Annotated in this window: 27 protein-coding genes and 1 pseudogene; 7 read left to right on the forward strand and 21 right to left on the reverse strand. The window is 36.7% G+C overall.

All coding sequences use genetic code 11. The features are described from left to right. Positions 1 to 2 precede the first annotated feature (2 nt). The 6 genes from RCG17_RS05180 to RCG17_RS05205 form a co-directional block, all read right to left on the reverse strand. Complete coding sequence (locus RCG17_RS05180; protein WP_308174193.1) at positions 3 to 788, reverse strand: DUF92 domain-containing protein; 786 nt, start codon at positions 786 to 788, stop codon at positions 3 to 5. Then, positions 785 to 1,348 carry a 5-formyltetrahydrofolate cyclo-ligase gene (locus RCG17_RS05185; RefSeq protein ID WP_308174194.1) on the reverse strand — a complete coding sequence of 188 codons (564 nt, stop codon included), beginning with the start codon at positions 1,346 to 1,348 and terminating at the stop codon, positions 785 to 787. Before RCG17_RS05185 ends, RCG17_RS05180 begins: the two co-directional genes overlap by 4 nt. 62 nt (positions 1,349 to 1,410) lie before the next feature. Next, entirely contained in the window at positions 1,411 to 1,560 is a 150-nt protein-coding gene (gene rpmG, locus RCG17_RS05190; protein WP_007086326.1) for a 50S ribosomal protein L33, read from the reverse strand. 57 nt (positions 1,561 to 1,617) lie between these two features. Then, positions 1,618 to 2,253 carry a hypothetical protein gene (locus tag RCG17_RS05195; protein WP_308174195.1) on the reverse strand — a complete coding sequence of 212 codons (636 nt, stop codon included), beginning with the start codon at positions 2,251 to 2,253 and terminating at the stop codon, positions 1,618 to 1,620. A gap of 20 nt (positions 2,254 to 2,273) precedes the next feature. Further along, on the reverse strand, positions 2,274 to 3,518 hold the full coding sequence (locus RCG17_RS05200) for a glycosyltransferase family 4 protein (RefSeq protein ID WP_308174196.1): 1,245 nt from the start codon (positions 3,516 to 3,518) through the stop codon (positions 2,274 to 2,276). Continuing rightward, positions 3,515 to 4,186 carry a DUF4912 domain-containing protein gene (locus tag RCG17_RS05205; protein WP_308174197.1) on the reverse strand — a complete coding sequence of 224 codons (672 nt, stop codon included), beginning with the start codon at positions 4,184 to 4,186 and terminating at the stop codon, positions 3,515 to 3,517. Before RCG17_RS05205 ends, RCG17_RS05200 begins: the two co-directional genes overlap by 4 nt. Before the next feature lie 313 nt (positions 4,187 to 4,499). On the opposite strand from RCG17_RS05205, the gene RCG17_RS05210 reads away from it, so the two are divergent. Next, a complete protein-coding gene (locus tag RCG17_RS05210; protein ID WP_308174198.1) occupies positions 4,500 to 4,865 on the forward strand; it encodes a hypothetical protein in 366 nt (121 codons plus the stop codon). A gap of 77 nt (positions 4,866 to 4,942) precedes the next feature. On the opposite strand, the gene phoU is transcribed toward RCG17_RS05210, so the two are convergent. From phoU to RCG17_RS05255, 9 genes are all read right to left on the reverse strand, one after another. Next, positions 4,943 to 5,602, reverse strand: coding sequence for a phosphate signaling complex protein PhoU (gene phoU, locus RCG17_RS05215; protein ID WP_308174199.1), 660 nt, complete (start codon positions 5,600 to 5,602; stop codon positions 4,943 to 4,945). 15 nt (positions 5,603 to 5,617) lie between these two features. Then, on the reverse strand, positions 5,618 to 6,394 hold the full coding sequence (gene pstB / locus RCG17_RS05220) for a phosphate ABC transporter ATP-binding protein PstB (RefSeq protein ID WP_374120896.1): 777 nt from the start codon (positions 6,392 to 6,394) through the stop codon (positions 5,618 to 5,620). A gap of 9 nt (positions 6,395 to 6,403) precedes the next feature. Then, a complete protein-coding gene (gene pstB / locus RCG17_RS05225) occupies positions 6,404 to 7,207 on the reverse strand; it encodes a phosphate ABC transporter ATP-binding protein PstB (RefSeq protein WP_308174201.1) in 804 nt (267 codons plus the stop codon). 15 nt (positions 7,208 to 7,222) lie between these two features. Then, positions 7,223 to 8,110 carry a phosphate ABC transporter permease PstA gene (pstA, locus tag RCG17_RS05230; RefSeq protein ID WP_308174202.1) on the reverse strand — a complete coding sequence of 296 codons (888 nt, stop codon included), beginning with the start codon at positions 8,108 to 8,110 and terminating at the stop codon, positions 7,223 to 7,225. Then, positions 8,110 to 9,030 (reverse strand): phosphate ABC transporter permease subunit PstC, encoded by a 921-nt coding sequence (gene pstC, locus RCG17_RS05235; protein WP_308174203.1) that lies wholly within the window; start codon positions 9,028 to 9,030, stop codon positions 8,110 to 8,112. Before pstC ends, pstA begins: the two co-directional genes overlap by 1 nt. Positions 9,031 to 9,107: 77 nt before the next feature. Beyond that, the gene (locus RCG17_RS05240) at positions 9,108 to 10,025 is read right to left on the reverse strand and encodes a phosphate ABC transporter substrate-binding protein (protein WP_308174204.1); all 918 of its coding nucleotides are present in this window, start codon (positions 10,023 to 10,025) and stop codon (positions 9,108 to 9,110) included. 241 nt (positions 10,026 to 10,266) lie between these two features. Beyond that, positions 10,267 to 12,429: a peptidoglycan D,D-transpeptidase FtsI family protein gene (locus RCG17_RS05245; RefSeq protein WP_374120897.1), complete on the reverse strand. Its 2,163-nt coding sequence runs from the start codon at positions 12,427 to 12,429 to the stop codon at positions 10,267 to 10,269. Positions 12,430 to 12,576: 147 nt separating this feature from the next. Further along, the gene (locus tag RCG17_RS05250; protein WP_308174205.1) at positions 12,577 to 13,794 is read right to left on the reverse strand and encodes an MFS transporter; all 1,218 of its coding nucleotides are present in this window, start codon (positions 13,792 to 13,794) and stop codon (positions 12,577 to 12,579) included. A 107-nt stretch (positions 13,795 to 13,901) separates the two neighbouring features. After that, positions 13,902 to 14,510 carry a superoxide dismutase gene (locus tag RCG17_RS05255; RefSeq protein WP_308174206.1) on the reverse strand — a complete coding sequence of 203 codons (609 nt, stop codon included), beginning with the start codon at positions 14,508 to 14,510 and terminating at the stop codon, positions 13,902 to 13,904. Between the two features lie 361 nt (positions 14,511 to 14,871). On the opposite strand from RCG17_RS05255, the gene RCG17_RS05260 reads away from it, so the two are divergent. The 4 genes from RCG17_RS05260 to ispG all read left to right on the forward strand — a co-directional run bounded on the left by RCG17_RS05260 (position 14,872) and on the right by ispG (position 18,130). After that, on the forward strand, positions 14,872 to 15,567 hold the full coding sequence (locus RCG17_RS05260) for a Crp/Fnr family transcriptional regulator (protein ID WP_308174207.1): 696 nt from the start codon (positions 14,872 to 14,874) through the stop codon (positions 15,565 to 15,567). 115 nt (positions 15,568 to 15,682) lie between these two features. After that, complete coding sequence (locus tag RCG17_RS05265; protein ID WP_308174208.1) at positions 15,683 to 16,456, forward strand: DUF1189 domain-containing protein; 774 nt, start codon at positions 15,683 to 15,685, stop codon at positions 16,454 to 16,456. A gap of 105 nt (positions 16,457 to 16,561) precedes the next feature. Continuing rightward, positions 16,562 to 16,888 (forward strand): hypothetical protein, encoded by a 327-nt coding sequence (locus RCG17_RS05270; protein ID WP_308174209.1) that lies wholly within the window; start codon positions 16,562 to 16,564, stop codon positions 16,886 to 16,888. A 129-nt stretch (positions 16,889 to 17,017) separates the two neighbouring features. Further along, complete coding sequence (gene ispG, locus RCG17_RS05275) at positions 17,018 to 18,130, forward strand: flavodoxin-dependent (E)-4-hydroxy-3-methylbut-2-enyl-diphosphate synthase (protein ID WP_308174210.1); 1,113 nt, start codon at positions 17,018 to 17,020, stop codon at positions 18,128 to 18,130. A 69-nt stretch (positions 18,131 to 18,199) separates the two neighbouring features. Here the strand turns inward: ispG and RCG17_RS05280 are convergent, their stop codons facing one another. Then, entirely contained in the window at positions 18,200 to 18,544 is a 345-nt protein-coding gene (locus RCG17_RS05280) for a hypothetical protein (RefSeq protein ID WP_308175768.1), read from the reverse strand. A gap of 437 nt (positions 18,545 to 18,981) precedes the next feature. Between RCG17_RS05280 and RCG17_RS05285 the strand changes: the two genes are divergently transcribed. Further along, the gene (locus RCG17_RS05285) at positions 18,982 to 19,569 is read left to right on the forward strand and encodes a hypothetical protein (protein WP_308174211.1); all 588 of its coding nucleotides are present in this window, start codon (positions 18,982 to 18,984) and stop codon (positions 19,567 to 19,569) included. A gap of 35 nt (positions 19,570 to 19,604) precedes the next feature. On the opposite strand, the gene RCG17_RS05290 is transcribed toward RCG17_RS05285, so the two are convergent. From RCG17_RS05290 to RCG17_RS05300, 3 genes are read right to left on the reverse strand one after another with little or no spacing between them, the layout of a single operon-like run. After that, positions 19,605 to 20,024, reverse strand: coding sequence for a Fur family transcriptional regulator (locus RCG17_RS05290; protein ID WP_308174212.1), 420 nt, complete (start codon positions 20,022 to 20,024; stop codon positions 19,605 to 19,607). Continuing rightward, positions 20,021 to 20,881 carry a metal ABC transporter permease gene (locus RCG17_RS05295; RefSeq protein WP_308174213.1) on the reverse strand — a complete coding sequence of 287 codons (861 nt, stop codon included), beginning with the start codon at positions 20,879 to 20,881 and terminating at the stop codon, positions 20,021 to 20,023. Before RCG17_RS05295 ends, RCG17_RS05290 begins: the two co-directional genes overlap by 4 nt. Next, a complete protein-coding gene (locus tag RCG17_RS05300) occupies positions 20,878 to 21,654 on the reverse strand; it encodes a metal ABC transporter ATP-binding protein (RefSeq protein WP_308174214.1) in 777 nt (258 codons plus the stop codon). The genes RCG17_RS05295 and RCG17_RS05300 overlap by 4 nt, the downstream gene beginning before the upstream one ends. 244 nt (positions 21,655 to 21,898) lie before the next feature. Here RCG17_RS05300 and RCG17_RS05305 point away from each other — a divergent pair, with 244 nt between their 5' ends. Further along, positions 21,899 to 22,153 carry a DUF2624 domain-containing protein gene (locus RCG17_RS05305; RefSeq protein ID WP_308175769.1) on the forward strand — a complete coding sequence of 85 codons (255 nt, stop codon included), beginning with the start codon at positions 21,899 to 21,901 and terminating at the stop codon, positions 22,151 to 22,153. Positions 22,154 to 22,189: 36 nt separating this feature from the next. Here the strand turns inward: RCG17_RS05305 and RCG17_RS05310 are convergent, their stop codons facing one another. Together RCG17_RS05310 and RCG17_RS05315 are read right to left on the reverse strand one after the other, a co-directional pair. Continuing rightward, complete coding sequence (locus RCG17_RS05310; RefSeq protein WP_308174215.1) at positions 22,190 to 23,083, reverse strand: deoxyribonuclease IV; 894 nt, start codon at positions 23,081 to 23,083, stop codon at positions 22,190 to 22,192. Between the two features lie 20 nt (positions 23,084 to 23,103). Continuing rightward, positions 23,104 to 24,419, reverse strand: a pseudogene (locus RCG17_RS05315) (DEAD/DEAH box helicase). Positions 24,420 to 24,538: the final 119 nt, after the last annotated feature.

Below are 24,538 nucleotides of genomic sequence, written 5' to 3' on the forward strand. Positions count from 1 at the left end.
TCTTACTTTAATAGAATGACAGCAAGCGATAACAACACTGCAATGAATCCCGAAAGGAAATTTACCATATCATTATCTACAAAAGTGAAACCCTTTATTCTAATAGTGGGTCTTTGACAATGCACTTTTCTCTCTGTTACGATTGCACAGTTTGAGCATCGATATTTTTGTTGATAGAAAGCCCCAAAAACAGTGTCAATGATATTGCCAAGAAATCCAAAAATAAAAATAATAAATAAGGATCCTAAATCTAAATGAAATAACCCAAAACTGAACACGGCAATCAGTAAGGAACCGGCAAGGGCAGCAACGCTCCCCAACAAACTGATGGCTCCGGAAGTCCCCCTGTCAATTCTAGTAAATGTCCGAATATCAATCGGGTCTTTTCTACTTAGTGAACCTATTTCAGATGCCCAGGTATCCGAGTTTGCACTTGCAATCGCAACCGCAAAGGGTAGAATCCACAATGAGCTTACATCATAGCAATGAATCAGCCCAATAAGTGCTGCTGTTCCTCCATTGGCAAACACTTGACGCCAATCTCTTGTTGCCCCCTTTGCTAACTTTTCTTCCAAGACTGCCTTCTTGGAGCTTTTATATTTTGAGCAAATACTCGAGGAAATAAAGAATGTTCCTAATAAAATCAAACCATTAATACTAAATCCAAAATAAATGGAAAGTCCTACCACAAAGGCAGCGGCAGCTCCTGTAACGGTCAAAGAGTGCGCTTTATAGGCCGCTATACAGCATAATAGAAGAATGAAGGCAATAATCCAATTTTCTGTCATTTCACAACAATGACCTCGTCATTTGTGATAATTTTAGCAACAGGTATGTCAAAGTACTCTGTTTTGAATGATGGAATGATTTGTAACTGAAAAGCCAGAGAGATGGTTTTTCCTGTGTAGTCTTTTAAATACCGATCATAGTAGCCGCCGCCAAAGCCAATACGATATCCTTCTTTCGTGTAACCAAGACCAGGGACAAGGAGCAAGTCAATATCTTCGTGATTGATGAGTTTGGTCTTTTCTTCAATTGGCTCTAATAATCCATAAAAAACGGACTCCAATTGTGAAAAATCGGATATGATCCGAAAAGACATTTTCTTCTCTTTTGGATAACATTTTGGAACAGCAACTGTTTTTCCCTGTTCCCAGGCTTTTCGAATAATTCGATATGTATCAACTTCTGGGAATTTTGAAATTGTTATGCCAACAATTTTTGATCTTTTCCAATCTTCATCAGAGCATAAGTGACTGGAAATTTGTTGAGAATACTCCTCATACAACGGTTTTGAAAGTTTAGAAAGCGTTTCTTTCAATTGGATTCGAATTTGTTTTTTCTCCATAGTTGATCCCCTTTTTTTGGATTTTTTTGATACAAAAAAAACAGCAGGAAGTTCCTGCTGCTTTATTTTGTTTCACGGTGTGGTGTAGATTTTTTATCTCTTGGGCAATATTTTTTAAGCTCAAGACGATCTGGGTTATTTCGTTTATTTTTTGTTGAAATATAGTTACGATCTCCACATTCTGTGCAAGCTAACGTAATATTCACACGCATGATTCTTTCCCTCCAAACGCTTTAATGCTAGTTCGTTCATACGACTTTTCTATAATATCATTTTTCAAAGGGAAATGCTAGTGTGTTTTTTAAAAGTGCTTGATCAAGCTTGGAAACATCTCGTTTACTATTCCCTTTTATAATCCAGGTGTTTAGTTTTATCGTTTGATGAGGTTCCATTTCCGCTCTTAAAGAAGTGATGCTTGCCGCAGGACCTTTAGACATAGGTTGATATTTTAGATTCCCCTTTTTTTGACAATCCCAAATTTTATCTGTAAATACATTCCAATATGGCTGAATTGTATATTCATGTAACCCCCTACCATTGAATTGACCATTAACCAAAAAAACTTCTTTATTTGCCAAATGAAAAATAATCTGATCCTTTGGGGAGACAAAAGTAAAATGCTCTTGCGAAATCTGCGAATGATGATGCATGGACAAAATTTTCACTTGCTTCGTTTGATTAGTATGGTTGGTAACATGAATATGGTTTAAACGTATATTGGAGTGAATTTGTTCCGGCTTAACTGATAATGTAATCCCCTCTTCATACATTATTTTTTCCATACTATTTTGGAGCCAATAATATTTGCCATTCACCCAAATACCTGGTGTGTAATGGAGCTGAGCAATTTTTGAATGATGGAAAGTAAACTGTTGATTATATCTAGATTCATTTAAATTGATCATAATCTAACACCTTTTACATTTTATTTTTCATGCTCTTTTGTTTTGATCCGTACTAGAAGATTAAGATCTTCCATTAAGCGTTTCGTTTCAGACGCAACTCGATTCCAACCATATAAGGTTTTTACCAGTTGTTGCCCTTTTTCTCCAATTTCCTGTGCTATCTTTGGATTTTTAAGTAGAAAACAAATTTGTTCCAGTAAATTTACCGCATTACCTGGTTCCATTAAAAGCCCTGATACCTTATGTTTAACAATTCCTCTTAATCCTCCAACATTGGAAACAATCGTTGGCTTCCCATGAACCATTGATTCAAGGGCGACGATCCCGAAGGGTTCATAAAGGCTTGGAAAGACATTCATATCACTCTTAAACAAGAGTGCATTTTTCTCGTCATCTGTTATATATCCTATAAAAGAAATCTGTTCTTCTAACTTTCTATCTTGAATCTGTTGTCGGTAATGATTTAGCATTGGTCCCTTCCCTGCGATAACAAAAAAGACATCAAGTCTATTTTCTTTTGCAATCGATGCTACCTCTATGATCGTTTCAAATCCCTTTTCCTTAACAATTCTGCCGATAGAGAAGATCAATTTTTTGTTTGTACGGTCAGGGAAAAGATCTGGAAGTCTTTCTATTTTCTTTTTGCTTTGTTCAATCCCATTTGGAATAATAACGATCTTATGATCAGAGATGGCAAAAGTTGAAACCAGCTCCTGCTGCATATAATCACTGCAAACAATCATTTGATCTGATTCTTTAATTAACTGATTTTCCTGATCATGAATAAATTGCTGCATTTCATTATGAATTCCATTATTTCTCCCCGTTTCTGTTGCATGGATGGTTGTTAATAATGGAATTTTCAATGAACCTTTTAAAATGGTTGCAGCTGCTCCAACCAACCAATCATGGGCGTGAATAACGGTAAAGTTGATTTGTGTTCCCAATTCGATCCCTTTATAGACTATTGCCAAATTTAGTCCGCCAATCCATGATAAAAAGTGATCATCATGTTCATTCAACGGCTTAACACGATGAATATGGACATCATCCACTCGTTCATAATCTGGAAGTCCCAAGACACATGCAGTTATGACATGCACCTCTGCCTCTATTTGGGCCAAATGCTTTGAAAGTCCATAAACATGATTAGAAAGCCCACCGACGATATTGGGCGGGAATTCCCATGACAACATTAATACTTTTAGTCTTGGTGGGTTTATTGAATTCCCGCTTTGTTCTTTTTTTACAACGACTCTGGTCATTTTTTTCCTCCGTCACTGCCATTTTCAAGATAATAACTATAGGTACTGACAAACTCCCGCCATTTCGGTGTTTGTTCCTCATCTCGGTATAATTGTGAAATATCTTGATAAAGCTCATTGTCAAGGACGGTATCCAGTTTTGGGATTCTAATTGAATTTGATCTTAACAGTGGAAAGAAACTGCCATTAGATAAGTTGACACCTACTTCTGCTAAATAACTTCGATTTGAGAACAGCCCCTTGACAATCCAATAGCCTTGCTGATAGGAAATTGGAATTTCGTAAAAATGGTGGGCATTTTTCCCATTAAATTGAATTTGAGTGACATCGTAAATACGTATGACTGGAACGAGGTCATCAAAGCGAATGTTAAAATAATATTGAAAAAATTGTTTTGGCAGATCAGATGACTCCCAGAAAAAAATAGCTTTTCGAGGTGGTATGAGCTCTGCCTGCATTTTTCCTTGTAGCTGAGGTATATTGGTTACCGGTGGATTAGCTTGTGAGGAATCTTCATCCTGTATATTAGTTTGATTTGGGTTTAAATTTACCAATAAATCTTCCTGTTTGCCCATCCAGTTTTTCCAATAGGATTGGACTCGGTCAACTGTCAGATGTAAATCCTCAGCTATCTTTTGCAAGGTATATTCTTCTTCTGTCATTTTCATGTCTTTCACCCTTTTCACATTTGCAACGTATCATTATATGTTGAAATTATCATTATATTCATATTATTAATATTTTAATGTTATCACCTTGAGCCAAACCTTACAATAAACGCATTTTGTCGTATCTTGCTTTCCCCTTATGGCAATAATCTTTTTTTGAAAAAATATTTTATCAGCCATATATTCGACATTGTTTTTTTATATTCCCTTCAATATTTTTCGACAATAATCTGTCATTCTTTAAACTTTAATCGAAAAATGAAACGTGTAATGATAAACTATTTTTATTAATAAATTTTTTTGGGGTGTTTTAATGGGCATAATCATGATGGTGCTCCTAGGTTTATCCCTTTTACTCTTACTGATCTCCTTCTTTCAAAAAGATCCTTATAAGGAATTAAAAGAAGAACTTGATCAACTTACCTTACAACATGTTCAAGAAATATATCAGATGAAACAGAGGTTAAGAATTTTAGAGGAGGAACTTTTGGTAAGTGAAGATCATTTCACCACAGTTTCTAATGACACTAGGGATATTCATGAAATCATAAAAAATCAGGTATTTTCATTAGCTCAACAGGGAAAAACAATTGAACAAATTGCCAGTCAATCTTCACTTTCTAAAAAGGATGTATATAGTATTTTAGAAGAATATGCAGAAGTAGGAAAGCGAGATTGAACTAAAATTCTAAGAGTAAATGCCTAAATAAAAAGATGATGCTAATCGGTTTAGCATCATCTTTTTTATTTAAGCATTTAAATCGATTCTTTTCTGGTTACAAGAAAAATTACATTTTCAGCGATGTTTGTTGAATGGTCAGCAATTCTTTCGATGTATCGGCATATATAGGCTAATTCAGTAATTTGCGTGATTGCCTGTGGATTTTGCGGCAGATAGCCAAATAATTCTCTAATTAATTCACCATACATTTCATCCACTTTATCATCCTTTTCAGCACATTTCTTTGCAAGGACAACATCGTCACCATAATAAGATGTTAAAGAATCTGATAACATTTCTAATGCCAAATCCGTCATTTTTGGTATATCAATAATATCCTTAATCAGTTTTTCCTTCCCGATATGCTGAACCGCTTTTGCAATATTTACAGCATTATCGGCAATCCTCTCCACTTCGGAAGAAGTTTTAATAGCGACAATGATTTTCCGCAAATCTGTTGCAACCGAAGATTCCTTCGCGATGAGCAGAATTGCTTTATCATTAATTTCATGATCAAGTCGATCGATTTCATTATCACCATCAATAATTTGCTGTGCTTTTTCCAAATCCTGTTCAATTAAAGCATGTATCGATTCCTTTACGGCATTTTCAGCTTTATATGCCATTTCTAAAAGCAGTTTTTTCAGTTCATTTAAATTGCTGTCAAAATTTGATCTTGTATTTTTCATTAACATGTTCGCTCACCCCAATTATCCAAATCTTCCTGTAATGTATCCTTCAGTACGTTCATCTGCAGGATGAGAAAAAATCGTTGCAGTTGAGTCTAACTCAACTAATTCTCCCATTAAAAAGAAAGCTGTTTTATCTGAAACTCTGGCAGCCTGCTGCATATTGTGAGTAACGATCACAATCGTATACTTTTCTTTTAGCTGCAGGATCATCTCTTCTATTTTTAAAGTCGAGATTGGATCAAGTGCAGATGTTGGTTCATCCATTAACAGAACATCGGGCTTGGTAGCAAGTGCCCTTGCAATACAAAGCCTTTGTTGTTGTCCGCCGGATAAACCCAAAGCAGGTCCGTGCAAGCGGTCCTTTACTTCTTCCCATAAACCTACATCCATTAAAGCCTTTACGACAATCCCTTCCAGTTCCGTTTTATTTGTAATCCCATGAATTCTGGGACCATAGGCGATATTATTAAAAATGGATTGTGGAAACGGGTTTCCCTTTTGAAAGACCATTCCGACATGTTTACGAAGCTCTACGAGATCAATTTTATCGGTTAAGATATTTTTTCCATTAAAATTGATTTCACCAGATAATTTGACATTTGGAATCGTTTTTATCATTAAATTCAACGTCTTAATAAATGTTGATTTCCCACATCCAGAAGGCCCGATCATTGCGGTAACTTCCTTTTTATTGATAGGAAAATTTATATTTTTTAAGGCATGGTGCTCGCCATACCACAAATTCAAATCCTTTACATCAAAAACTTGATTGGTTACTGTTAATGTTGACACCACTTAACCTCCTTATCCAAACCTTCCAGAGATGTATTCTTCCGTTTTTGCGGCAGCAGGATTTGTAAAAATCTTCTCAGTTGTATCAAATTCAATTAAATCACCATTAAGAAAGAATGCTGTTTTATCCGATATCCGTGATGCTTGCTGCATATTATGGGTAACAATTAAAATGGAATAATCCTGCTTTAATTCTACAATCAATTCTTCCACCTTAGCATTTGAAATCGGATCAAGGGCAGAAGAAGGTTCGTCTAGCAAAATCACTGTTGGTTTCATCGCAATGGTTCTTGCAATACATAAGCGTTGCTGCTGTCCCCCGGAAAGGGATAATGCCGATGTATGAAGCCGATCCTTCACTTCATCCCATAGTGCAGCTTTTTTTAAACTTTCTTCCACTATTTCATCGAGTACTTTCTTCTTTCTGATCCCGGAAAACTTTAATGCATGTGTTATATTTTCATAAATCGACTTTGGAAATGGATTTGGCTTTTGGAAAACCATCCCTATTTCTTTTCGTAGTGCAACCACATCTATGTGCGGGGACAAAATATTCAAATCCTCATAAATGATCTCCCCCACTGCCCTTGCTCCTGGAATTAAGTCATTCATTCGATTAATACTGCGTAAAAATGTCGACTTTCCGCATCCGGATGGGCCAATAAGAGCTGTGATCGAGTTTTTCTCTATATCTATGGAAATACCGTTTACCGCCCGTTTTTCACCATAATAAATTTCCAAATTATTCACTTTTAATACATTTTCATTTTGCATCAATTGAATTGTATCTGGTTTTTCTATTGTCGCTGTCTCCATATCCTCACCTGCTTCCTATTTTGTCGCAGTCATTTTTTTATAAACTAAACTGCCAATTGTTCTAGCTAACAAGTTAAAAATTAATACACATATGACTAGAACAGCTGCAGAACCATTTGCTACTTCTTTAACATCAGGAATTAGCCCCTGAGTATTTACTGACCAAATATGAACAGCAAGCGTTTCAGCGGGACGAAAAACATTCAATGGCGATGTAGCTGAGAATGGATTCCAGTCTAAATAATTGAGTCTCGGTGTAGACAAACCAGCTGTAAATAATAGCGCTGCTGCTTCTCCAAAAACACGTCCAGCTGCTAGGATTGCTCCTGTTAGAATGGATGGAAAGGCACTAGGGATTAAAATCGTTTTGATTGTATGCCAATGAGTAATCCCTAAACCTAAACTTGCTTCTTTTAACTCCCGTGGCACAGTTCGAATCGCATCTTCACTTACACGAACCATTACGGGCAAGTTAAAAACTGTAAGTGCTAACGCTCCGCCCAAAATGGTATAGCCCCAGCCCGTTAAAGTAACAAACATTAATAAGCCGAACATTCCAATCACGATCGAAGGAAGTGATGCCAACACTTCTACACAGGATCGAATAATATCCGTTATTTTACCTGGCTTAGCATATTCAGCCATATATATACCGCCGCCCAAACCCAGGGGAACTGTAATAAGCATAGTTATGAACAAAACATAGAAGGAATTAAATAACTGATCTCGGATCCCGCCACCGGCCAATAAGTTGCTCGATGGTGATGTTAGAAAATGAAAAGAAATTTGTTTAACTCCATTCACTAAAATAAAATAAAATAAACCAACAAGTAAGGAAATAATAATAATTGCGATTGCAATAAAGACTCCTGTGGCAATTCGATCAGCTGTTTTACTGTTCATTAAAACTTCCTCCTTGCTGATAGATAGCGAATGATTAATATAAAGGCAAAAGAAATGACTAACAATATGAATCCCATTGACCATAGTACATTATTTTCTATACTTCCAAAGGTTGTATTCCCCATATTCAAAGTAATGATTGTAGTTAAAGTTGAAGAAGCATCTAAAATACTGTGCGGAAATTTACTTACATTCCCGATCACCATTTGAACTGCTAAGGCCTCACCAAACGCTCTTGCCATCCCTAATACAATGGCAGTTAAAAGGGTTGGCATGGCTGCAGGAATCAAAACTTTTCGAATCGTTTGCCAACGCGTTGCACCCAAAGCATAAGAACCCTCTCGGAGAGCGTTTGGAAGTGAACTCATAGCATCAGTTGCAATAGTAGTAATTGTAGGCAATATCATAATGGAAAGAACAATCATTCCGGAAAGCAAACTAAAACCCAATCCGCCAAAATGATTTCTTACAAATGGAACCAACACTGTAAGCCCGATGAATCCATAAACAACAGACGGAATTCCGACTAAAAGCTCGATAACAGGCTGTAATATTTTTCTTCCCCACGATGGTGCAATTTCCGTCATAAAAATCGCTGCACCAATACCTAATGGAGCTGCAATGAGTGCTGATAAAAAAGTTACAGCGAATGATCCAAAAATAAATGGTAAAGCCCCGAATAATGGCTTTGGCTGATTTGAAGGATTCCACATCGTACTGGTTAAGAACTCAATAAGACTTACACCGTTTTTTATAAATGCCGCTAATCCTTTTTGTCCAAGGAAAATCGTGATCGAAATTGTTGCGGCAATCATAATAATGGCACAAGCAAAAACAATAATCTTTCCTCTTACTTCCCCATTCATCCAATTTTTTTCAGATTTTAATAATCTGTCCTTTGCAGGAGCCAATCTTTCCATAAAAAAGTAAACACCCCTATTTTTACGTCATAACAGGGTAAATGCTTGATCACACTTACCCCGTTTTATTATGACACTTATTTATTTGTAAGTTTTCCTGTTGAGTCACGTTGTACTTTCATTTTTGTTACAGGTAGGTAGCCTTGTTGAGGTAAAATTTTGTTTTGAACCTCGTCACTCATCATGTAGTCAAGGAAAGCTTTTTCAAGATCAGTAGGGTTTCCTTTTGTATACATATGCTCGTAAGCCCATACAGGGAATTTACCTGATTGAATATTTTCTGGAGTAGCTTTCACACCGTCAATTGACATTTGGGTAACTGTTTTGTCTGTGAAGTATGAAAGGGCAAGATAACCGATAGCTCCTGGTGTTTCGCTAATAATCTTTTTAACTGTATTTGAAGCATCTTCTGTAATACCTTCTGCAGGTGTTGCGCCATCAAGAGCAAATTTATTAAATACTGCACGAGTTCCTGATGATTCCGGACGGTTTACAAGTGTAATTTTTTGATCTGGACCGCCAAGCTCTTTCCAGTTTGTAATTTTTCCAGTAAACACTTTGATTAAGTCATCTTTTTTGATGTCAGTAATGCCAACCTTTGGATTAACAGCAGCTGTCATACCAACAACAGCAACTTTATTATCAACAAGGCCAGAAATATTTTTTTCTTCCGCAAACACATCGGAGTTACCAATCTGAACAGCACCTTGAGAAACCTGTGATAAACCTGTACCAGATCCGCCGCCATTTACTTGAATGCTAACTTTTGAATTTGTATTCATAAATTGTTCACCGGCTGCTGATGCTAATGGTTGCAGCGCAGTTGAGCCAGAAAGAACTAATGAACCGGAAAGATCTGCCTTTTGTGCTGTTTTATTATCATTTTGTTTTGAAGTATCAGTAGTTTTGTTTGATGTTCCTCCGCCACACGCAGCCATAACAACCATTAATGCTGCTATAACCAGTGGCAGACCCAACTTCTTGAACATTTTCATTACTTTAATTCCCCCTAAGGTTTTTGTTTTGATTTGTTTTTCCTTACATACTTATAGTAAATGCTGAGTGTTAACCGAGTTTTAATTGAATGTAAAGGTTTTGTAAATACGTGTAAATCCTACGTAAATTGACAGTTTTTTTATAAATACATTCAATTTTTGTCGAAATGTAACATTAATTAATATATGCAATCTATAAAAAAAAACACCTGCCTCAAATGAGACAAGTGTTTTCATAAAGCTATTGACCTTGTGGGGCAGTTTGCTGAGTTCCTTGAGTAGGATCAGCATTTTGAACTGAGTTTACTGATGAAGGATTTAATTGACCTGCTTGCTGACGCTGTTTCTTTAAATTAAAGTATGCATCAAGAACTTGACGGCCGATTTCTTCATTTGGACTTGGTCCTGTTGCTCCTTCGTATGCCCACGGAACCAAGACAGCCATCGCTATTTCCGGATTGCTCTCTGGTGCAAAAGCGACCATGCTCAGATTCATTACTTCTGGATCATTTTTCCCAAATTGTTTCCTTAACGGACCATCATAAAAGGCCTGAGCCGTACCCGTTTTACCAGCAGGGTCATAATCGGCAGTTCCAAAGTATTTGACGGCAGTACCGTCACCTACTTGCATGACCATTTTAAATCCTTGATGTACCCGTTGGATCCAACTGTCCTGGGCATTGATTTTATCCAAAATTTTTGGCTGGATCGTCTCAACAATTGAACCCAATTGTTTGTTATCATTCGATGGTTCTCTTATTTCCTTTACAATATGAGGCTGTACCCGATAACCTCCATTAGCGATCGTTGACACATATTGTGCCAGTTGCATAGGAGTATACGTATCATATTGTCCGATACCAAGATACATCAGTTTACCTGGAGATTTTTCAGCACCTTTGAATCCTGCCATTTCATTGGGCAAATCGATTCCAGTTAACGCACCAAGTCCGAATTGGGCAAAGGATTGACGCATTGTATCAAAAGTTTTAAAATTCAAGTCCAGCGGCTGTCCTGGGGCGTAATGCCCTCCAGCCATCGCAATAACTGTTTTCCACATATAAACGTTAGAGGAAACTTGCAATGCTCTTTCATCATCAATCGCACCAAAGGTTTTCCAAGATTTTATTAACGGTGTTCCTTTAATGTTTAACGGTTCATCCACCTGCACTGATCCAGGTTTAATCGCACCAGTGGCATAACCGGTCAAAATAGTGGCACCCTTAACTGCAGAACCAACGTTATAGGAAGTTGTAATATTCCCAAGAGCAAAGTCTTGCATTTTACCATTGACGATCTGTTTGCCGGACATTGTTAAGATATCGCCTGTGTGCGGATCCATTAATACTACAAATGCTCGGTCTGCAAGTCTTGAACCCGGGTTTTGTTTTAACTTCGTGAGTTCATTTTGGATAATATTTTCAACCTGCTGCTGCAAATCCATATCAATCGTAAGGACTAAATCATTTCCCCGTTGTCCCTCAGAAACCGTTTGTGTCGATACTACATTTCCTGACTTGTCTGTTACACTTTTTAACTTAGCCTTATCTCCCTGGAGGACATCTTCATATTCCTGTTCGATATAGCTTGTCCCGATACGATCATTACGACTGTAACCCTGCGCCAGGTATTTATCAAGCTCTTCCTTCGGAATCCCTTGCTGAGAAGAACTTACAGTCCCTAAAATCGTTTTAAGCGTATCGCCAAATGCATATGCTCGGGTCCAATCTGTTGTTGTATCTACTCCAGGTAGGCTGGTAAGATTTTCACTGACAACGGCATATTCTTGTGCTGTAACATTTTGATTTTTAATAATTTGCGGTGTTAAGGCATAACCACCGTTCATTTGGCGAAAAATAGCAACAGTATTAAGATCTAAACTACTAAGATCTTTTTCTTTTATTCTTTTTAACTGAAGATTATAGATCTGTTTAGAATCTAGTTTCTTTAGTTCACTTTTTGTTACCAATGCCTGTGCTTTTTGCGGATATTTTACAAGCCAAAAATCCCTTTGATCCCGATCATGGACAGTTTTCTTCAGGTAATCCGCATCATATGGGTTTGATACGTTCATATTGATGAGTTTGGACAATTTTTCTGCTGTCTTTAGCATTTCCTGCGGATCAGCATTTTGTTTTTTCGTATAAGTAATGGCATTTAAAGGAGTATTATCCACGATGATTTTCCCATTACGATCATACATTTTTCCACGTGGAACGGGGTTGTTAACTGTTACATCAACTGTCCTTTGGATTTCCCGTTTATAATCATCACCATAAACAATCTGGACCACTCCCAACCGAATGATCAGTAATGAAAAAAGACCAAATACAATTAAAAATATCATGTTAAAACGAAACGAGACATATTTTTTCTTTTTTTTCGGTTTCGTATTCAACGACATGCACTTCCTTTTAAGTCAAACATCATAATGTCTATTGTAAAAGAAAATTTTCTTTTTGGCTACGAAGAACACTTTCCAATTTTGACAAAGTAAAACGGAAGCTGTCTTATGAAAAAAACGCGATGAGATAGAGTATTCTCATCGCTTTTATACAGTAGGCAATTGTACTTTTTTTATAAAAAGATATATACACGTGTGTCCTGCGCCTAAAATCAATAGAAGTATCGGAATACTCTTCTCTTCGTTGAAAAAAGTAATGGCTGCCAGGAAAGATAGGATCGAAACAATTCTTCCAAGATTTAAGAAGATCTCACGAACGACAATATATTCAATACGCATCTCTGCAGCCTTCCAGCCTGATCCAATCACATCATATGTTGTTGATATATAGGGAACTAGAAGAATTGGATAGGCTACTGCAATGACGCCAGCATAGATAATAAGCTTAACAAAATTTATATCCCAAATGATTAAAAAAATCGCTGCATATAAAATGATTCCACCAAGGAGTATCGCTTTTTTGCGATTATTCTTTTTAATGAGGCGGGATGCTAAATAATAGGCAACAAATGAAATTCCAGAATTGATCAAACCATATGTACCTAGTGCCAATTCACTCCCGCTTGAAACATAAACAAATACTGAAATAACAAATAGGAATGTCCCCTCGCGCAAGCCCTGGAAGAAATGAGCATTTGTCACAAGCCGCCAATTATCATTATTCTTCCGTTCTTGCAAAATCCGCTGAAAACAGTATCTGCCGTTTGCGGGACGAGGCTTCAAGGAAAAACTGAGGAATACTGCCAGCGCAAATAAGGTTAATGATAGGCCAAAAACAATGGAGTAGCCTGTAAACTTTTCTAAGCGGGTAATGATGAATCCTGCTGCAATCGGGCCTATCATACCACCCGAAGAGGATAGGATCCCTAAAAAACCATTAAAAAAATCTCTTGTCTCGGGCTCAGTAATTTCAAAGGTAAGGACATTATAAGCGAGCCAATAGAACCCATAGCCAATTCCCAGCAAACTGCCAAGCAAGAGAAGATATTTGGAAGCATGTGTCCCTGTGAAAAGAACCGTTAAATAAAAGAGGGCTAAAAAGATTACACCGATTCTTAACACAATGACCCTATCTATTTTTTTGGCCCACCTGCCCGCTAAAATAAAGGTTAATGGCTGAAGGACAACAATCGATAAATTATAGAATGCTAAATCAGAAAACTCACCGGATTGCTTCCATAAGTAAATATTTACAAACGTATTAGATAGAGCCACGCTTAAAGAGTATAATCCACCAATCATTAACAGTAACGTTAAGTCTTTTGTTAATTCAACATCACCAAGAATCTTAAATTTTTTAACCATAACGACTCCCCTTTGTTCTTATGGGTAGTCTTTAACAAGCACACATGAGTTATTCACTAAAAAAGAAAAGACAGCCGAATAGCTGCCTTTTTGATTGAAAATAAAATTTATTTTGCTGCGTTGTAACGCTTTGTAACCTCGTTCCAGTTCACAACATTCCAGAAAGAAGTGATGTATTCTGGACGACGGTTTTGGTATTTTAAGTAATATGCATGCTCCCAAACATCAAGACCAAGAACTGGAGTTTTACCTTCAGATAATGGTGAGTCTTGATTAGGTGTGCTTGTAATTTCTAATTCGCCGTTATTGACAACAAGCCATGCCCAGCCTGAACCAAAACGAGTTGTAGCTGCTTTGTTAAATTCTTCTTTGAAGCTTTCAAAGCTTCCAAATTTCTTTGTAATTTCATCTGCTAGTTCACCACTTGGTGCACCACCACCATTTGGAGAAAGAACTTGCCAGAATAAAGAGTGGTTAGCATGTCCGCCGCCATTATTACGAACAGCAGTGCGGATTGCTTCTGGAACAGCGTCCAAATTAGCAACTATGTCTTCAACTGATTTTGATTCTAGTTCAGCGTTTCCTTGAATTGCATTGTTTAAATTTGTTACATAAGTGTTGTGATGTTTAGTATGGTGAATATTCATTGTTTCCTTATCGAAGTGTGGTTCAAGCGCATCATATGCGTAAGGTAATTGTGGTAATTCAAAAGCCATTTTTTCCATCCTCCTAGTTAATTAACATTTTTTTATAAGGCTTTATTCATTCAATAATCGTTCTGTTATTAGAATGGTTCTAAAGCTCTTTAAACATAGATTACCAAAGTTGGGTAATCGTTTCAAATGAAATGCTCTAATAACCAACATATATACAATATCCTTATTTCACATTTTTATACTAGAAGAATGAATTCCTGCTAAAATTCGAAAAATTGTCATGATTCCTTAAACATGCATCCTGTCAACGATTTTTGTCATACCTTGTCATTCCTTCTGTCAATGTTAACCAAATCTATATTGACATGATGTTAATAATTTCTTTAAATCAAGCTAGAAGGGTTTAAAAGGAGCGGTGAGAATGCAAAATGATAGCGTTTCTTTATTTCGATTGCTAGTACAATTTTTTGGTGAAAAAGAACAAATTCAAAAAGTTAGAGCTGATTCTGTACTCTTTCAGGAAAAAGATCCAGTAGAGCATATTTATCTGCTGTTAAAGGGGAGTCTCTCGATCGGCAGAGTCCATTTAAGAGGGAAAGAATTTATCTTAAAGATTCTTCATAGTCGAGAAATTTTGGTTGAATATCAGCTTTTATCTAATAATCCCTATTATCATTTTTATGCTAAAACGCTTTCGGATTGTGAGTTACTTCCAATTAAAAGAGAACATTTCGAAGAATTTATCAAAACTGACCCTGCAGCAATGAATGCATTTGTTACCTGGTTAAGTACCACTTATTTAAAGGCTCAAATGAAATGCCAGGATTTGATTATGAATGGTAAAAAAGGCGGTCTTTATTCAATTTTAATTAGACTTTGCCATTCCTATGGAATTTCAACTGAAGAGGGAATTCTCATTGATTTACCGATTACACATCAAGAGTTAGCAAATTTAACCTATGGAACTAGAGAGGTTATTCAAAGAGCATTAAAGGAATTAAGAGAAAAAGACATTATCTACTATGACCAGCAAAAGTTTATTGTAAAAAAGTTAAGTTATTTAAGACAATCTGTTGATTGTCAACATTGTCCTAATGAAATTTGCGGGTTAAATTAATGATGGTTAAAGGGATCAGAAGTTTTGATCCCTTTTCTAATTGTCGGCAATTCTTGTCTATTTTGGCAATCAAAGCTAAAATGAAATCAAGTCTTGCTTAATAAGGATGGTTTGAATGAACATATTTATGCAATTTTATAAAAGTATATATTCTCCAAAGGACATTGCTACATTTAGATTTCAAGGGATTGGAAAGACCATTTTATATGTCTTTTTGCTCTCACTTTTGTCCATTCTTCCTTCTGTTATCTTTATCAGTTCATCGATCAGTACTGGAATAGACTCCGTTCGAGCAGTTATTCATGATGAATTACCATCATTCTCGATAAAAAATGGACAACTGTCAGCAAAAACATCTGTTCCAATAACAATTAATAAAAATCATTTTACAATTATCTTAGACCCAACCGGGGCTGTAACACCAAAAGAGCTAGATGGAAGCGATAACACCCTTGCCATTTTAAAAAATGAATTCGTTTTTGTTGCTGGCGGGAAAGTAGAAAATTATACGTATTCCATGTTAAATGGAACGAGTGTTACTAGCAAGGATATCCTCCACTTTGTAGATATGGTCAATGGAGTAAAAGGTATTTTTATCCCTGTCATTGCTTTTATCCTTTATCTGTTCACCAGTGCCGCAAGTTTTATTGAAGTATCTATTTTGGCCCTTATAGGCTTATGGCTGAAAAACGTTGCAGGCAGAAAGCTAAATTATCGTCAATTATGGAGAATGGCAGCGTATAGTGAAACATTGCCAACCTTGTTTTTTACCATTATGTCAGCCATTAAAACGAACGTACCGTGGAGCTTTTTCATTAACTGGTTTGTAGTCATTTTGATTCTCTATTTAGCCATAAACGAAATTCCAAAACCAAAGAATGCCGCATAATATATGAAAGATATGAAACTCGCCTTATGGCGAGTTTCTTTATGTTCTAAGATTGGGTGGACAAGCATACGTATGTACAAACTTCTTTTTCGGGGGCTTGTCCAAATGAAGAATTTACTTATTCTCCTAGTTTCTTTTCTTATTATATATAGTATTTATTTTGACATTTCAGTTGGAACACTTCCTCATCCTGCCACACAGAAGGTTGAAGCTGTTGCAAAACCCAAATTGCCTAAAGCTCGTATTCCTTATTTTGAGGTAAAGGTTGAACCTGGAGATACCCTAATGACCATTGTCGAGCATCAGATTAAAAAACCACTGCCTGTATCGATTACACGTTTAATTCATGATTTTGAAGCACTTAATCCGAACCAAAGCACTGAAAAAATTCAAATAGGTAAAAGCTACCGTTTCCCTGACTATGCAAAATAAAAAGCTGCAAAAAATACCATAAAAATGTATAAACAAACCCTTCTCCTTGTCAAGATAGCTTAAAGACTGATAGAATTAAATCGAATTGTTTTTAACAATCTATCGTATTTAAAGGAGAGCGAATTCCACGTGAGTGAAATTATACATCGTTCAAAAACTCGACCAATTAAGGTTGGAAATTTAACCATTGGCGGAAATAACGAGATTATTATTCAAAGCATGACTACAACAAAAACACATGATGTAGATGCTACTGTTGCAGAAATTAAGCGCCTTGAAGATGCAGGCTGTCAAATTGTACGCGTTGCTTGTCCGGATGAACGTGCTGCTAATGCTATCCCGGAAATCAAAAAAAGGATCAATATCCCTTTAGTTGTTGATATTCATTTTGATTATAAATTAGCTTTAAAAGCAATTGAAGGTGGAGCCGATAAAATCCGTATTAACCCCGGTAATATCGGAAAAAGAGAAAAAGTCGAAGCTGTCGTAAAAGCGGCTAAAGAGCGCGGGATCCCTATTCGAATTGGCGTGAATGCAGGTTCACTAGAAAAACGCATCTTGGATAAATACGGATATCCAACAGCCGATGGAATGGTTGAAAGTGCCTTATATCATATAAAAATCCTAGAGGATTTGGATTTTCACGATATTATTGTGTCAATGAAGGCATCTGATGTTAATCTTGCCATTGAAGCATATGAAAAAGCGGCTAGAACATTTGATTATCCTTTACACTTAGGGATCACCGAATCTGGAACATTATTTTCAGGAACAGTTAAAAGTGCTGCCGGCCTGGGTGCCATTATCAGTAAAGGAATTGGAAATACGATGCGTATTTCTCTTAGCGCTGATCCTGTTGAAGAGGTTAAAGTTGCTAGGGAACTTCTAAAGGTATTCGGACTATCCTCAAATGCTGCTACGCTCATTTCCTGTCCAACGTGCGGAAGAATTGAAATTGACCTAATCAGTATCGCCAACGAAGTTGAAGAATACATTTCAAATATTAAGGCTCCGATTAAAGTTTCCGTTTTGGGATGTGCAGTTAACGGTCCTGGGGAAGCCAGAGAAGCAGACATTGGGATCGCAGGCGCCCGCGGTGAAGGATTATTATTCCGTAAGGGTGAGATTGTTCGTAAAGTCCCAGAAGCGGAGATGGTTGAAGAATTGAAGAAGGAAATCGACCAGCTAGCTGAAGAATATTTTCAAAAGAAAGCAGCTGAAGAAGCGGCTGCAAAAAGATAAAAGCTAATACTGTGAAGAACCCCTGCAAACCATTGCAGGGGTTCTTTTTTGCTCCTATGCAAGAATTATTTAAAAAAATGGGAGGATAAAGATGCCGATGACGATAGATACGGCACCAATTCCTATTGCCCAGGCACCAATCGCATTTGCTCCTCTGGCCCTGGCAATAAACCCTATAACAATCCCTGCTGCCCCGAAAAGAATTGGCATTACAAAAAGGGAAATGATCGACAATGCTAAAGCTAAAAATCCCATTCCTGTTCCTGCCTGGGCCTCTCCATGTTCAGTTTGTCTAACATCATCATGGTTTCTAAATTTCCCTAGGTAGGCAGGTGCTGCTATTTCTGCTGCTGTTTCCTCGCGGTGTAAAGAAGAATTTACTACGGTTTTTTTGGACACGACTGGTGCTGCAATTTCTGTAGCGGTTTCTTCACGATGTACAGCAGAAGCTACTGGAACTTTTTTGAGTGAGACAGGAACAACTGCTAATTCTCGAGAAGTTTCTTCACGATTTACTAAAGCAGTCTCTGGGCTTTTCTTAAGTGAAACAGGTCCTGCAAGTTCACAAGCAGTTTCCTCACGAAAATCAGAGGGACTATTTGGAATAGTTTCGCCAATGTATGCACTCTGGCTATATTCCTTTACCTTATTGTCTTTTTCCTGATCTGCCACGCATATCCCTCACTTTCAGTTGTAGGAGCATTTTTATTGTTTGCAAACTGAGGCATTTTACTATGTTAATGTTTGTCTAATTCGTCTCTTCTTGCTAAGAAATATTATTTAACTTTTGAGATGGATTTCTTTTTGTTAAAATAGAGAATGGATTTTGTAAAATCGAAGGAGTTTTTAAAATGAAGAAAAGGTTTGGAATTGACATTGATGGCACGGTAACATCTCCATCCGCAATGATCCCCTTTATCAATAAAGCATTTGGACTGAATATTACATTAAATGACGTTAAACAATATGATTTAAACCCAGTCGTTAATGTTTCTGAACAGGAATTTGCAAAGTGGTGGATTGATAATGAACCGATTATTTATGCAGAATCCCCAATTGCTGACGATGCCGCATCAGTTCTTGCGAAGTGGGAAAATAAATTTGATCTTTGCTTTATTAGTGCTCGCGGCCCTCATTTGCTTAATATAACAAAGAAATGGTTTTTGGATCATAAACTTAATTTTCATGAAATCGAATTAATTGGAACCCATGATAAAGTGGAAGCTGCCAAAAGACATAAAGTTGACCTATTTTTAGAAGATAAACATGATAATGCCATTATTATTCATGAAGAGTGTAAAATACCTGTACTCTTATTCGATACCCCTTATAATCAGGATCCTGTACCAGAAGGTGTCATTCGCGTATTCAGTTGGAAAGAGGCATCTCTATGGGTTGAAAATTGGATGAAGATGGGTTTATCCACAGAGGCAATTTAAAAAAACGGCTAGAATGACAGCCGTTTAAATTTTTTTCAATTATAGTGGATACATTCAGGACAACGGCCATAAATTTCAAACTTATGGCCAGAAATATCGTAGCCATGCAAATTCTCAGACAAGTCTTCCATTGGGCATGCTGCAATTTCTTTTGTTTTTCCGCAATCTAAACAAATAAAATGATGATGGTGATGGTGATGTGAGCAAGCAAAGCGAAAATGCTTTTCACCATACAATTCAGTCATCTCAAGAATCCCTAAATTCACAAATAAAGAAAGATTTCGGTATATCGTATCAAAGCTTAATCCAGGATAATTATTTTTCAATAAATCAAGTACATCTTTTGCTGTAAGGTATTTATTCGTATCAGCAAATAACTGTAACATTTCTTCTCTTTTGCCAGTATGTTTATATCCTTTTTCTTTTAAAAATAAAAGGGCATCATCTACATTCACTTTTGCTCACCTCTCTCCACATTTTTCTGTAACTTAAGCTTTTTAGACAAAATAGCTAATATTAAAATTAATACCGAAATCATTACTATCGATCCGCCCGGTGCCAAATTTAAGTAGTATGCTGTAAATAATCCGCCAAGAACGGAAATCTCACCAAAAAGGATCGATAAAAATATTGTTTGCTTAAAACCTTTTGCAATCCGAATACTTGCCGCAACGGGCAACGTCATTAAAGAAGAAACGAGAAGGATTCCTACAATTCTCATCGATGCTGCAATCACAAGAGCAACCATTACAATAAAACAAAAGTGGATCGAACTAGCTGCAATTCCTGAGGCTTTCGCATGCTCTTCGTCGAATGATAATAAAAATAATTCTTTATACAATGAAATAACTAATAGGATGACAAAAATGCTTATAATCAGAATAACCCATAAATCAGTAGGGGTTACTGCTGTAACACTTCCAAATAAATAACTGAATAAATCAGTATTAAAACCATTTGCTAATGAAATGAAGATGACTCCAAGGCCAATTCCACTTGAAAGGATAATTGGTATTGCTAACTCCTGATAATGTTTATATACTCCCCGCAGCTTTTCAATAAATAATGAACCACCTACTGAAAAAACCATTCCAAGGTATACAGGATTAAATCCATTAAACAAGGCAAAGGATTTTTCAAGCAGCAGGCTTGCAGCAATACCAGCTAAGGTAACATGGCTTAATGCGTCAGCAATTAAGGAAAGCCTTCTTACAACAACAAAAACACCTAATAATGGGGCAAGTAAGCCAATCATAATTCCAGCTAAAAAAGCATGCTGTAAAAACTCATAATGAAAAATCTCAGCAATCATTTTATGGCTCCTTCATGCTCGTGGTAATGCGAAAGCATATGTACATCATGTCCGTAAAATTCGCCGAGCCCATTTTCCCTCAGTTTTTCAAATTCCTTTGTTTCTCCATGGAAGTGTAAATGTTTATTGAGACATGCTACAGTTGTTACTTTATCGGAGATTGTTCCAATATCATGTGTAACCAGGAGAAGTGTAATATTTCGGTTTTTATTTAAGTCTTCGAGCATTTGATAGAAGGTGTCCACATTCTGAGCATCAACGCCAACCGTTGGTTCATCAAGAATCAATATCTTAGGGCTGCTAACAAGGGCCCGAGCGATAAAGACACGCTGTTGTTGTCCCCCAGATAATTCTCCCACATTTCGATTTTTAAAATGGAGCATTCCAACTGCCTCCAGCGCTTGGAGGACTTGATCTTTATCCTCTTTTTTCAAAAACCGAAATAACCCCAGCTTTTTGGTCAATCCGCTTGCAACGACCTCAAAAACAGTTGCCGGAAACCCTGTGTTAAATGAATTCGCCTTTTGAGAAACATAGCCAACGTTTTCCCATCCTTTAAAGCGATTTATATCTTCACCAAAGATGGTTATTGCTCCTTTTTGCAGTTTCAAGAGTCCTAATATCAGTTTTAATAAGGTTGATTTTCCTGACCCGTTTGGACCAACAATCGCTAAAAATGATCCTTCCGGAATAGAAAGATTTATATTATCAAGAACAACATCCGTTTCATAGCGGAATGTCAAACCTTTTATTTCAATAATCATTTGCTCCATAAGCAATCACCTTTAATTTTAAGAATCATTCCGATTTAACTCATGTAGTATACCTCATGTTATTTTAATTGTAAAGATTCTTTCATTTTGATTGAATTTAAAGGGCTGTGTATAAGGAAATTGTTGATTTTTCAATCTGTTGATTGGAGCGGAAATCAACTGACAAATTTAACACAGCCAAATGAAAAACATCTAGTCACATTCCTTCTTCTCGAACATACATTAGGATGGAGGAGTGATGAGTGTGAAAATTTTTGAAAGCGTCATTAATCATAAAATAAATACCATAACGACAGACGAGCTTTTAAAGTATGCTCAGCAATTTAATATTAAAGTACAGCGCGAGCAAGCGAAAAAGATCGCTGAATACTTAAGAGGAAAACAAGTGAATATTTTTAATCCAACAGAAAGAGTAACATTAATAAAAGAAATTGCTAAACTTGCAGGCCCTGAAACAGCAAAGGAAGTAAATAAACTGTTCACTCAATTTACGAAATAAAGCTTTGGCTGTGCCAAAGCTTTATTTCGCTTGTATTTAATGTTGAATGATATCTTGAAGAAGATTTTCATTAAATTCTTGTTTTCTCAACATATCAATTTCATAAAAATAAGGTGGCTTCTTGTCATTTTTATCCTCGCCCACAAATGGAGTTTCAAGAATTTTTGGAATGTCATCAAGCTGTGGGTGATGAACGACATAGTTCAACGCCTTAAAGCCAATATGACCAAAACCAATATTTTCATGACGGTCCTTGCTTGCTCCAATCGGATTTTTACTGTCATTGATATGAAGAACCTTTAAACGGTCCAACCCAATAATTTTGTCAAACTCGTTTAAAACACCATCAAAATCTTCTACAATCTTATAACCAGCGTCATGTGTATGACAGGTATCAAAACATACTGAAAGCTTGTCATTATGCGTTACACCATCTATAATCATGGCTAATTCATCAAATGATCTGCCGCACTCAGACCCTTTTCCTGCCATCGTTTCTAAAGCGATTTGAACTTTTTCCTCACCAGTTAAAACTTCATTTAGACCTTCAATGATCTTTTTAATTCCTTCCTCTGCTCCTGCACCAACATGGGCACCTGGGTGTAGAACGATTTGCCGTGCCCCAATTGCTTCAGTCCGATCAATTTCAGAGCGTAAAAAAGATACACCTAATTCAAATGTTGCAGGATTCGAAGTGTTGCCAATATTAATGATATAGGGTGCATGGACAACAATTTCTGATATTCCATTTTGCTCCATATGCAATCTTCCAGCTTCAATATTCAAATCCTCAATTTTTTTCCTTCTCGTATTTTGCGGTGCCCCTGTATAGATCATAAAAGTATTCGCACCATATGAGACTGCTTCCTCGCTGGAGGCTAAAAGCATTTTCTTTCCGCTCATTGATACATGAGATCCAATTTTCAGCACTTTACCTCTCCCCTTATGATTTATTTCTTTTTACTGCTTAATTTTCTTTGACGGTTTTTAATTTGTTCCATTTCAGATTTCATTTTCTTTTTATATCCAGGCTTTACTTTAGATGGTTTTCTGACAATCGATTTTGCCATTTTGTCGATTTCGTTTTCTTGCTTTTTACGGGTTTTCCGTCTATTACGATCTTCAAGCGGGGCAAGTTCATTATTTTTTAGATCAACATTTTTAAATTGAATGCCCATTTTCTCCAAGTGGATCAGGGCGTCCTCATCTGAGAGATCATAAATAGTTAACGCAATTCCTGATAAACCTGCCCGTGCCGTTCTCCCCACGCGATGAATATAAAAATCAAGATCAGTGGGCAATTCATAGTTGATTACGTGACTTATACCTTCAATATCAATTCCCCGCGCTGCGAGATCCGTTGCGACAATATATTGGTATTCCAAGTCTTGTATTTGCTTCATCATCTTTTTACGTTCTCTCGGATTTAAATTTCCGTGGATCCGACCAACCTTTAGCCCTTTTTCAATCAAATAGTCTGCGACTTCATCGGCCATTTTTTTCGTATTGGTAAACACCAAAGCTAAATATGGATTTAATAACAGCAGTGCTTCCCGCACCAGTTCTTTTTTACTACGATGTCTTGATGGCAATAGATAATGAAGTAAATTTTCAGCAGCAACTTGTTTTGCTTTAATCTGTACATAGGTTGGACTTTCCATATACTTTTTCAAAAATGGTTTTAGCTTTTCAGGGATGGTTGCTGAAAATACAAACATCTGTATAGTAGTTGGCATTTTGGCAGCTATTTGGTCCACATCCTGAATAAATCCCATATCCAGCATCATGTCTGCTTCATCAACAACCAGAATATTGGCTGTATGGATAAAAAGAGCCTGTTCGATCATTAAATCTTTAATTCTTCCTGGAGTACCCACGACAATATGTGGCTGAACCTTTAATTTCTCAATTGTTCTTTGTTTATCGGTTCCACCGATAAAGCACCGAGCCATAATGGTCTCTTCCCGTTTATCGTGCTCAATGACTTTTAAAATTTGCTGATAGATTTGTGTTGCCAATTCTCTTGTTGGTGCTGTAATTACTGCTTGAACCTGTTTTACAGCTGGATCAACTTTTTCTAAAATGGGAAGCACGTAAGCGAGCGTTTTGCCGGTCCTGCTTGCGACTGGCCAATTGCACTCTCGCCCTTTAAGATCAGTGGAATCATTCGTTCCTGAATTTCAGTCGGTGTGTCAAATCCGAAATCATTTAAGGCATTTATTAAAAACGGTTGAAATTGATATTTTCTAAAATAGTTTTCCTTCATATTTTGCTCCTATTATCTTCATTTTCTTGTCCATCCTGTTATTATAGTAAAGTTTAAAGCAAATCTCCACCTTTACTTATTAAAACCTATTAACATCATTGACGTTCCAATCATTTTTA

It is taken from the genome of Neobacillus sp. PS3-12 (assembly GCF_030915385.1).
In the GTDB taxonomy this organism is placed as follows: Bacteria; Bacillota; Bacilli; order Bacillales; family Cytobacillaceae; genus JAEVLT01.